Annotated in this window: 10 protein-coding genes; 5 read left to right on the forward strand and 5 right to left on the reverse strand. The window is 37.5% G+C overall.

Annotated features, from left to right (window positions below; genetic code table 11):
• The 5 genes from Q0L29_RS11495 to Q0L29_RS11515 all read left to right on the forward strand — a co-directional run.
• Positions 1-391: arginine deiminase-related protein (locus tag Q0L29_RS11495; RefSeq protein ID WP_296621782.1), on the forward strand; the 391-nt coding region annotated here is incomplete at its 5' end.
• A 41-nt stretch (positions 392-432) separates the two neighbouring features.
• Positions 433-2,223, forward strand: a complete 1,791-nt coding sequence (gene argS / locus Q0L29_RS11500) for an arginine--tRNA ligase (RefSeq protein WP_296621784.1) — start codon at positions 433-435, stop codon at positions 2,221-2,223.
• Positions 2,224-2,476: 253 nt separating this feature from the next.
• Complete coding sequence (locus Q0L29_RS11505) at positions 2,477-2,923, forward strand: glutathione peroxidase (RefSeq protein ID WP_296621786.1); 447 nt, start codon at positions 2,477-2,479, stop codon at positions 2,921-2,923.
• A gap of 2 nt (positions 2,924-2,925) precedes the next feature.
• On the forward strand, positions 2,926-3,822 hold the full coding sequence (locus Q0L29_RS11510) for a 1,4-dihydroxy-2-naphthoate polyprenyltransferase (RefSeq protein WP_296621788.1): 897 nt from the start codon (positions 2,926-2,928) through the stop codon (positions 3,820-3,822).
• Between the two features lie 80 nt (positions 3,823-3,902).
• Positions 3,903-4,748, forward strand: coding sequence for a universal stress protein (locus Q0L29_RS11515; protein WP_296621790.1), 846 nt, complete (start codon positions 3,903-3,905; stop codon positions 4,746-4,748).
• Positions 4,749-5,085: 337 nt separating this feature from the next.
• Here Q0L29_RS11515 and ilvA read toward each other — a convergent pair whose 3' ends face one another.
• The 5 genes from ilvA to ilvD form a co-directional block, all read right to left on the reverse strand.
• Positions 5,086-6,351 carry a threonine ammonia-lyase IlvA gene (ilvA, locus tag Q0L29_RS11520; protein WP_296621792.1) on the reverse strand — a complete coding sequence of 422 codons (1,266 nt, stop codon included), beginning with the start codon at positions 6,349-6,351 and terminating at the stop codon, positions 5,086-5,088.
• A gap of 5 nt (positions 6,352-6,356) precedes the next feature.
• Positions 6,357-7,403 carry a ketol-acid reductoisomerase gene (gene ilvC, locus Q0L29_RS11525; RefSeq protein ID WP_296621793.1) on the reverse strand — a complete coding sequence of 349 codons (1,047 nt, stop codon included), beginning with the start codon at positions 7,401-7,403 and terminating at the stop codon, positions 6,357-6,359.
• 255 nt (positions 7,404-7,658) lie between these two features.
• Positions 7,659-8,192, reverse strand: coding sequence for an acetolactate synthase small subunit (gene ilvN, locus Q0L29_RS11530; RefSeq protein WP_296621796.1), 534 nt, complete (start codon positions 8,190-8,192; stop codon positions 7,659-7,661).
• Positions 8,193-8,370: 178 nt separating this feature from the next.
• Positions 8,371-10,104 (reverse strand): biosynthetic-type acetolactate synthase large subunit, encoded by a 1,734-nt coding sequence (gene ilvB / locus Q0L29_RS11535; protein WP_296621798.1) that lies wholly within the window; start codon positions 10,102-10,104, stop codon positions 8,371-8,373.
• 1 nt (position 10,105) lies between these two features.
• Positions 10,106-11,617: dihydroxy-acid dehydratase (gene ilvD, locus Q0L29_RS11540; RefSeq protein WP_296621800.1), on the reverse strand; the 1,512-nt coding region annotated here is incomplete at its 5' end.

Genomic DNA, 11,617 nt, shown 5'->3' on the forward strand with positions numbered 1-11,617 from the left:
AACCTTCGAAGGGACTAGACTTCCTATTTACCATACTAACGTAATGATGTGCGTAGCGGATGAATTGGCAATTTTATGTGCAGATTCAATCGATGAGGCATCAGAAAGAAAAGCGGTAATCGATAGTCTTGAAAAAACAGGTAAAGAAGTAATTGAAATCAGCGAAGACCAAAAACACCATTTTGCAGGTAATATGTTGCAGGTAAATGGTACTGATGGAAAGCCCTATTTGGTGATGTCCGCTGCTGCGCATCAGTCATTGAATGAGGATCAAATTAAAAGAATTGAAAAGTATTGCGAAATTTTAAGTAGTTCATTGGATACAATTGAAGCCTTAGGTGGCGGTAGCGCCAGGTGCATGATGGCAGAAGTATTTTTACCTAAAGCATAATCATTCACATTCAATTCAAAAAATTAAAATTACACCCTATCATGTTAAATTTAACAGAAGAATTAAAAGCACTTTCACTCCAAGCATTCAAAGCTTTATTTGATCAAGACTTGGATGAAAATCTTATTCAAATTCAACCTACCAGGAAAGAATTTGAAGGAAGCCATACTTTGGTTTGCTTTCCCTTATCACGCTTTTCAAAATTAAATCCTGAGCAAACAGCCGGAGCAGTAGGGGTATATATGCAAGAAAACTCTGAATTGGTTAGCGGATACAATGTGGTGAAAGGCTTCTTAAATATTGTGATAGCGGATAAAGTATGGTTAAAAATAGCTTCTGATATTTTAAATACTCCTAATTACGGATTTAAAGTAGCAACTGGTAGAGAGGTAATGGTGGAATATTCTTCCCCTAATACTAATAAACCTTTGCACCTAGGACATTTAAGAAATAATTTCTTAGGCTATTCTGTTGCGCAGATTTTAAAAGCCAACGGTAATAAAGTCCACAAAGTGCAAATCATCAATGACAGAGGGATTCATATCTGCAAATCTATGGTAGCGTGGCAGAAATTTGGTGAAGGTGAGACTCCTGAATCTGCCAACATGAAAGGCGATAAATTGGTAGGGAAATATTATGTTATTTTCGATCAAAAATATAAAGCCCAAATTGCGGGATTAGTAGAAGCAGGAAAAACTCAAGAAGAGGCTGAAAAAGAAGCCCCATTAATTAAAGAAGCTCAAGAAATGCTTTTGAAATGGGAGCAGAAAGAGCCTGAAACTTACGCCCTTTGGGAAATGATGAATGAATGGGTTTATAAAGGTTTTGAAAATACTTATAAAACCATGGGAGTGGATTTTGATAAATTGTATTACGAATCTCAAACCTTCTCTTTAGGAAAAGAGGAAGTGCTTCGAGCAGTGGAAGAAGGCCTAGCTTATAAAAAAGAAGACGGTTCTGTTTGGATTGATTTAACAGAAGAAGGCTTGGATGAAAAATTATTGTTGAGAAAAGACGGGACTTCTGTTTATATGACGCAGGACATTGGAACTGCCATTTTACGATACAGAGACTTCCCTAAAATCGAGCAACAAATCTATACAGTCGGAAACGAACAAGAATACCACTTCAAGGTGCTTTTTATCATTCTGGCTAAGCTTGGTTATGAGTGGGCAAAAAACTGTTACCACTTATCATACGGAATGGTAGATTTGCCAACAGGCAAAATGAAATCCAGAGAAGGGACTGTAGTGGATGCAGATGATTTGATGGAGGATATGTTTGCCACTGCCAAAAGCAGAACAGACGAATTGGGTAAAATTGATGGTTTTAATGCGGAGGAAGCTGAAGAACTTTACCGTCAGTTAGGATTAGGTGCACTGAAATATTATTTATTAAAAGTTGATCCGGTGAAACGCATGATGTTCAATCCTGAAGAATCAATTGATTTCCAAGGAAATACTGGTCCTTTTATTCAATATGTACATGCTAGAATTTGCGCAATTTTAAGAAAGGCAGAACAAATAGGTGTTAAGCCAAGTGTAAGCGAGAATTTGAATTCTTTGGAACCTACTGAAAATAATGTCTTACAACTGATTATAGATTTTCCTAACAAAATAGATGAAGCCGCAAATGGATATGCGCCATCTATCATTGCCAATTACGTTTATGAAGTAGCAAAGGCTTATAATAAATTCTATTCTGAAGTTTCTATTTTCAATGAATCAGATCAGGAAGCTCTGGCTTTCAGAATCGGATTCTCGAAAATTGTAGCTGAAACCATTGAAAAATCCATGAATTTATTGGGAGCTGATGTTCCTGAGAAAATGTAGATCCAGTTGACAATTGATACAAAGCTATCGGCAAAAAAGGAAATAGCTTTAAATGAGACTAGAACAGAGCCTTTTGTCAACTGAATAAGCCAAAGGCTTATTATTGTCTATTGTAAATTTTATAATTAAATGCACTCAGTAAGAATAATTACAATACACTCTAAAATCGCAAGCAGTGAACATTACGCAAACATTTCTGTTTCTTTTACTGAATTTATCTATTTTCACAACTTCAAATCAAACTGAAAAAACTATGAGTATATACGATTTTGAAATACAATCTTTAGATGGGGAAATCATTAATTTCTCTGATTTCAAAGGAAAAAATATATTGATTGTCAATACAGCCAGCGAGTGTGGCTACACTCCCCAGTATGCAGACTTACAAGAATTACATGAAAATTTTGGAGATCAAGTGACTGTTTTAGGATTTCCTGCGAATAACTTTGGTGGACAAGAACCCGGTAGTGATCAGCAAATCGCTCAGTTTTGTGAGAAAAACTATGGTGTTACATTTACTATGTTTTCCAAAATGGAAGTAGTCGGAAAAAACCAACATCCTCTTTTCAAATTTTTAAAAGAGCAAACAGGCAAAGAACCTAACTGGAACTTCTGTAAATATTTAGTTTCAGAAGACGGAACTGAAATCAGTTTTTATCCATCATCTGTAAACCCAGGTGAGATAGCCGAAAAATTATAAGCATGCTGAAAAACTGGTTAGAAGCCTTTAGGTTAAGGACCTTACCCTTAGCTTTATCATGTATCGGAATGGGTAGTTTCTTGGCTGCTTATTATGGAACCTTCAACATATCGGTATGCATTTTAAGTTTGACGACTACCCTATTCTTACAAGTCCTTTCCAATTTGGCAAATGATTATGGTGACAGTGTTCATGGTGCGGACAGCGCAGAAAGAGAGGGGCCGCAACGCAGCGTCCAGAAAGGTAGCATTAGTACTAAAGCCATGTTCAATTCCATCATCGTTTTTGCAATCTTATCTTTCATAAGTGGTGTTTTGCTGTTACACTTTTCGGTTGGTATAGGAAGTACTACTTTTTATGTATTCTTAGGATTAGGTTTAGCCGCAATCGCTGCTGCTATTGCCTATACTAATGGCAAAAGACCTTATGGATACAGCGGATTGGGTGATATTTCAGTATTTCTTTTTTTTGGTTTATTAGGTGTTTGTGGTACTTATTTTCTACATGATGAAAGTTTGGAAGTATTAATTTTATTACCAGCCGCTAGTTGTGGTTTCTTTGCCACCGGTGTCTTAAATGTGAATAACATTAGAGATATTAAATCTGATAAAGCAGCTGGAAAAAACAGTATCCCCGTAAGGATAGGGAAAAGAAATGCAATAATTTACCATACTATTCTCATTACTTTAGGATGTTTAGCTTCAATAGTTTTTTTAATCATTCATGAAGAATTCTATGCAATAATAAGTGTAGCTATTTCCTTTTTATTTTTTGCCAAGCATTTAAATAAAGTTTATCAAGCTAAAAGCTCAACTGAACTAGATCCGCAGTTGAAGTTCCTAGCTATGTCTACTTTACTTTTTGTTCTCTTGTTCGGGTTTTCAGTTTTAGCACTCTAAAACATATTTTATTGCATAATTCCCATCGTTTTTATATAAGATTCGTATATTTAATTGAAAAAAATGAAAACTATATCACTATGAAAAAAATATTAGTTCCAACCGACTTTTCAGATCAAGCTAAATATGCATTAAAATTAGCTGTGGAAATTGCAAAAAAAACTGATGCGGAGTTAATTCTCCTACATGTTGTAGAGATTCCAGGACAAACCTCCTTCAATACTATGGGTGAAGCTACTAATGTGGATGGTATGGAAGGCGTTTTTATTATGAAAATGATTGAACTTGGGAAAAAGAAATTAGCAAAACTTAAAGAAGACGATTTGCTCAAAGGAGTAAATTTAAATACTGAATTAAAAGCTGGAAACACTTACTATAATATTTCCTCTATTGTTAACGAGTATGAACCTGATATGATTATAATGGGTACAAGCGGCAGTAGTGGAGTAGATGAAATTTTAATTGGGTCAAATGCTGAAAAAGTAGTGAGGAATGCTAAATGCCCTGTTCTTACCCTCAAAAAGGAAATTAGTTTAGCTAACATTGACAATATCGTTTTCGCTACATCAATGAAAAATGACGATAAAGAATTAGCTGCTAAGATTAAAGAAATTGCAAAACTCTCTTATGCAAAAATTCATCTCTTGAAAGTGAATACTCCTAATAATTTTGAGTCCTCAAGCACCACTTATAAGCGTATGAATGAATACATGAAAAACAATGGCTTAGAAGCAGAAAGACATATTCATAATGGAATCAATGAGGAAGAAGGCATTTTAGAATTTGCCAAAGAACAAAATATTGATTTAATAGCAATGGGGACCCATGGCAGAAAAGGCTTAATGCATCTATTAAGCGGAAGTATAGCCGAAGATGTGGTAAACCATTCTAAAAGACCTGTATTGACTTTGAAAATTGGCGATTAACTGTTAACACGATTTAAAAAACTAAAAGCCTAAAGCAATGAATTGCTTTAGGCTTTTCATTTATATCTTAAATTAAGAGTTTAATGACTTACAAAACTGATGAAAAATTAAAAGAAAAAAGATAAATAATAATCAATATTGTTGTTTGAGAACCTATCACATAGCTCAGTATTATGTATTAATGATTTCTTACTTTGAGTTGCGATGATGCTCTTTGTATTAAACATTCTATTCTTAAATAATACCTATCATTAATTTTTCAACCATATTCAGGCATACTCAGAATTAAAACATAGAACTGATTACTTAAAACCAATTCTCACTACTCCTTACAATTTCAAACCACCAAATCCAATAAATACTGTTTGTCATTCAGGTAATCACCATAGAAGCCTAGGCGCTTCATATTTTTTAATAATTGAGGGAAATCAGCTGAATTTTTTAATTCTATGCCTACAACTGCGGAACCCGTCTCCCGGGAATTCTTCTTGGTATATTCAAAATGGCTAATGTCATCATCAGGACCTAAAACCTCCACTACAAATTGCTTAAGTGCCCCTGCCCTTTGTGGGAACTGCACAACAAAATAATGCTTCAACCCCTTGTAAAGCAAAGCTCTCTCTTTAATCTCTTCGGTTCTAGTAATATCATTATTGCTTCCACTCAACACGCAAACCACATTTTTACCTTTGATTTCTTCTGCATATTGCTCCAATGCAGCAATGGATAATGCCCCAGCTGGCTCAGCAACTATTGCATCTTTATTATATAATTGCAATATCACATCACAGACTTTGCCCTCCTCCACTGTGATGACTTCAGTCAAATTCTGTCGGCAAATCTCGAAATTCAAATCTCCTACTTTTTTAACAGCTGCTCCATCCACAAATTTTTCAATATGTTTCAAAGCAGTATTCACTCCTTTTTCAATTGAGGTTTTCATGGCTGGCGCACCTGCCGGTTCCACTCCAATGATTTTAGTATTGGGAGATAATGCCTTAAAAACACTGCTCACCCCAGCTGATAGTCCACCCCCACCAACTGGCAAAAAGAGATAATCAATAGGATTTTCTGCTTGTTGCAAAATTTCCAAGCCTACAGTTCCTTGTCCTTCAATAACTTTAGGGTCATCAAAAGGATGAATAAATACTGCCCCTGATTTTTTCTGATATTCCTGGGCGGCATGAAAAGCATCATCAAAAGTATCGCCAACCAATTCTATCTCCACGAAATCTTCTCCAAACATTTCTACCTGTGCGACTTTTTGCTTGGGTGTGGGTGCTGGCATAAAAACCCTACCTTTTGTCTGCAATTGCTGACAAGAATAAGCTACTCCCTGTGCGTGGTTTCCTGCACTAGCGCATACAATTCCTTTATCTAATTCTTCACGACAGAGGCTACTAATTTTATTATAGGAACCTCTGATTTTGTAGGAACGCACTGGTTGCAGATCCTCCCGTTTGAATTGAATATTAGCCCCATACTCTTTTGACAAACCCAAATTGGGAGTTAAAGGAGTTAAAAGTGCCACGCCTTTCAGTTTTTGCGCGGCACTTTGTATGGCTTCTATTTTTGGATAGTATGCTTTTAAGGTTTCAGACATTCTAATTATGTGTTTTCCGGTCTTAATTGTCGAACTGCAGCACCTGCTTGCCACATTTCAGACTCTTTCAATTCTTTCAATTCTTTTTCTAACTCAACTCTATAATCTTCTTTTTCATTGGCTGTAATAGTCAGCTTGGCTTCATTTCCGCTTTCTACAGATTCATATAATTCTTCAAAGACCGGCTTTACGGCATCCCTAAATTTTTTCCACCAATCTAATGCACCACGTTGTGCTGTGGTAGAACAATTGGCATACATCCAATCCATTCCGTTTTCAGCAACCAAAGGATATAAAGATTGAGTAGCTTCTTCCACCGTTTCATTAAAAGCTTCTGATGGAGAATGTCCTTTTTTTCGTAGTAAATCATACTGAGCAGCAAATAATCCTTGAATTGCGCCCATCAAACTTCCTCTCTCTCCTGTCAGATCGCTATAAACTTCTTTTTTGAAATTGGTTTCAAATAAATAGCCGGATCCAACCCCTATTCCTAAGGCTACACATCTTTCCCAAGCTTTACCGGTAGCATCCTGATGGATAGCAAAACTGGAATTCAATCCTCTGCCTGCTACAAATAATCTCCTTAAACTGGTGCCCGATCCTTTAGGTGCCACCAATATTACATCCACATCTTTAGCCGGGACAATACCGGTTTGATCTTTATAGGTCACACCAAAGCCATGTGAAAAATACAAAGCTTTCCCTGGAGTAAGATGTTTTTTCACCATCTCCCATTGTGCTATTTGTCCGGCATCGGATAATAAATATTGCAGAATTGTGCCTTTTTCAGATGCTTCCTCCAGCTCAAAAAGTGTTTTGCCGGGCTCCCATCCATCGGATACTGCTTTATCCCAACTCTTAGAGCCTTTTCGTTGCCCAACAATTACATTAAAGCCATTGTCTTTCAGGTTTAATGCCTGACCAGGGCCTTGAACTCCATAGCCTAAAACTGCTATAGTTTCATCTTTTAATACTTCCTGTGCTTTCGCCAAAGGAAACTCCTTTCGCGTAACGACTTCTTCTTCTACTGTTCCAAATTTTAATTTTGCCATGATATTAGATTTTAGAGTCCAGATATTAGAACCTAGACGGGTTATTTAGTTAATTTTATTTATTAGTTTCTATTGCTAAGTTGACAGTTGACAATAATAAGCCTTCGGCTTATTCAGTTGACAAAACGCTTTTAATTCACTTTTTCTAATAAAATACAAATTGTTGCTTTAAACATTTTGTCAACTGTCTATTGTCTACTTATTACCGATCCTCGGTACTGACCTAATTATTAATTGGTAATTATTAATTATTAATTACAATTTCGAGGCTTCCTCCACTTCGGTGAAATATTCCTGAAATTCTTTCATTGGTTTAGAGATTGAAATTCTGCCTGAGCGAACAAATTCAAGTATACCATGAGGTTTCAGTTGCTCAAATAACTCCTGCGTTTCTTCTTTAAAACCTGTTTTTTCTATGATGGTAAAATCAGGTTCCACTGCCAGCAAACGTGCATGATGCTTTCGAACGATATATTCTACTTCTCTCGTTTGGGATAATAATTTGGTCGGCATTTTATATAAAGCCATTTCCTGATACACTATACCCTCATTTTTATGATAAAACGCCTTGAAAACATCCACTTGTTTTTCAATCTGCTTGACAATCTTCTTGATTTTCTCTTCTGTTGAACTTACCACGATCGTATAGCGATGGATATCCTTTACTTCACTTTCAGAGGCTGTAATGCTCTCAATATTGATATGCCTCCTAGTAAAAATAGTGGTCACCCTGTGTAGAATACCTATCAGGTTTTCGGTGTATATTGATAATGTGAATTGTTCTTTCATATTTAAGATATTTAGATAATAGATTCTAGAACCTAGACTCTAGTGTTTTAATTCTTGGTTCTAGGTCCTAATTTCCCCGATTCTTCCTCTCTGGACATTCACTTTACTACGGCTATTACACACTGTTAAGCCAGTTCCGGTCTGACCTTCGGTATTGACCTAAGTACCAACCAACGGCTTACTCTAGTCTAATTTCGGACACAGAGGCTCCCGTAGGAATCATAGGAAAAATATTATTTTCTTTGCCTACCATTACCTCCAGCAAATAGCTTCCTTCATGGCTTAAAAACTTATGAATGCTATCTTCTAATTTTTCTCTTTCTGTTACCTTTTCAGATTCTATACCATAGCCTTTTGCTATCATCTGAAAATCAGGATTAACCATATCCACAGAAGAATAACGCTTCTCAAAAAACATATGCTGCCACTGCCGCACCATTCCGAGATACTCATTATTTAAAAGTAAAATTTTCACATCTACCTTGGTCTCGAAAATCACACCCAATTCCTGAATGGTCATTTGAAAACCACCATCCCCAATCACTGCAATTACTTGACGATGTGGAGCAGCGAATTTTGCCCCGATGGCAGCTGGGAGAGCGAAACCCATAGTACCTAAACCACCCGAGGTTACATTACTTTTCCAATTCGCATATTTATAATAACGTTGTGCCACCATCTGGTGCTGTCCCACATCCGTTACGATGATAGCAGTGCCTCTCGAAATAGTGGAGATATGTTTGATTACCTCTCCCATGCTGATCGGCTCATCAGCTGGAGGATTCAATTCGCCTAGAATCACTTTTTCCTCCTCTTGAGCATTCAACTCTTTAAATCGAGTCAGCCATTGATCATGTTGATTTTCATTGACTTTCTTCAATAGAGCCGCAAGAGATTCTTTACAATTTCCTAAAACCGGTACATCTGCTTCTACATTTTTATTGATTTCGGCTGGATCTATTTCTAAATGGATCACTTTGGCTTGCTTGGCGTATCGACTCACATCACCTGTAACTCGATCATCAAAGCGCATCCCAACAGCAATTAAAACATCACATTCATTGGTTAAAATATTAGGCGCGTAATTTCCATGCATGCCTAACATCCCTACATTTAAAGGATGTGAAGTGGGAAGTGCTGATAAACCCATGATAGTCCAAGCAGCAGGAATCCCTGTTTTTTCTACGAATACCTTAAATTCCTCTTTGGCATTTGAAAGCAGCACCCCATGACCAAAAAGAATAAATGGCTTTTTGGCCTGATTGATCAATTCGGCAGCATCATTTAAAGCTTTTTCGCTCAATTTGGGATTAGGTACGTAGCTCCTGATTTGATCGCAAGTTTCGTATTCCTCAAATTCGGCCAGTTCAAATTGAGCATCTTTGGTAATATCCACTAGAACAGGTCCGGGCTTTCCACTGCGAGCAATATAAAAGGCCTTTGCAACTGCATTGGGGATATCTTTCGCCTTTGTAACTTGAATATTCCATTTCGTAACCGCCATTGAAATACTTACAATATCAGTTTCCTGAAAAGCATCCGAGCCAATCATTTTGCCCGGCACTTGTCCAGTTATGCAAACCATAGGCGTAGAATCCAATTGTGCATCGGCCAAGCCTGTTATCAAATTTGTTGCTCCAGGACCTGAAGTAGCCAGACAAACGCCTACTTTACCGGAAATTCTTGCAAATCCCTGAGCGGCATGAGTTGCACCCTGCTCATGCCGGGTCATGATATGTTTTATATTTTCCTTTTGGTCAAACAAAGCATCATAAACCGGCATTATTGCCCCACCCGGATACCCGAAAAGTGTTTCCACTCCTTCACGGATAAGGCAGTTTACCAAGGCAGCAGCACCGCTCATGGTAGTTTTGGCTTTCTTTTTTTGTGATTTGGTGGCTACTTCTTCCATATTATAAATCAGTTATGCATCCCAATGATGCTGATGATACTAGCTTGCTGTATTTTTTTAGGCTGCCTGTTACATTTCTCTCAGGCTTTTTAGGGGTTTTCGTTTTACGCTTTTCCCACTCCTTTTCATCAATCAATACGCTAATTGAATTTTCTATCGCATCTATTCTGATGCGGTCACCATTTTCAACATAAGCCAATGGACCATTATCAAATGCTTCCGGGCTGATATGCCCCACTACAAAGCCATGGGTTCCTCCAGAAAATCTTCCATCTGTTATCAAAGCAACTTTATTACCTAAGCCTGCTCCCATAATGGCCGCTGTTGGTTTTAGCATTTCCGGCATTCCTGGCCCACCTTTTGGCCCTTCATATCGAATGACAACAACATCACCTTCTTTTATTTCACCATTGGCAATGCCATCATTAGTCAAAAATTCTCCGTCATAAACTCTTGCGGTTCCTTCAAAAATCTCTCCTTCCTTACCTGTGATTTTAGCTACAGCTCCATCGGGTGCAAGATTACCTTTCAAAATCCGCAAATGACCAGAGCTCTTTATAGGGTTATGGACTGAATGAATGATATCTTGATTTTCTCCCAAAGCAGGGATATTTTCATAATTTTCTGCTAAAGTTTTGCCTGTTACTGTCATGCAATCACCATCCAACAAACCTTCCTTCAGCATCATTTTCATGACTGCAGGTATGCCTCCATTTTTATGAAGATCTTCCATTAAATATTTACCAGAAGGCTTTAAGTCTGCCAGATAAGGAGTTTCTGCACTGATTTGAGCAAAATCTTCCAATGTTAAATCGATTTCAAAAGCATTAGCTACTGCTAATAAATGTAAAACCGCATTGGTAGATCCGCCCAAAACTGTAATCAACCTAATGGCATTTTCAAATGATTTCTTGGTGACAATATCTCTGGGTTTCAGATCATTTTCGATCAAACTTTTAATCACTAAACCGGCATCGGCACATTCCTTTTTCTTTTCTTCACTTTGCGCTGGATTGGATGCTCCATAGGGCAAGCATAATCCTAAAGCTTCAATAGCCGAAGCCATTGTATTAGCTGTGTACATTCCGCCACAAGCACCCGGACCCGGGCAGGCGTTGGCAACTACGCCTTTAAAATCTTCTTCAGAAATGGTATTAGCCTGCCTTTTACCCAATGCTTCAAAAGCTGATACTACATCCAGTTTTTCGCCATTATGGCAACCGGGGGCAATTGTGCCTCCATAAATAATTAGGGAAGGACGGTTCAATCTGCCCATCGCTAACAGTGCACCCGGCATATTTTTATCACAACCGGTTATGGCAATCATAGCATCATAAGCCTGGGCATTTACAACTGTTTCCATTGAATCGGCTATAATATCACGAGAAGGCAATGAATATCGCATGCCGTTGGTACCCATGGAAATACCGTCACTGACCCCAATCGTATTAAAGATCAATCCTACCCATTCATAAGATTTGATGCTTTTCTTAACCTCTAAAGCCAAATCATT

Source organism: Marivirga sp., assembly GCF_024636815.1.
Taxonomy (GTDB): Bacteria; Bacteroidota; Bacteroidia; order Cytophagales; family Cyclobacteriaceae; genus Marivirga.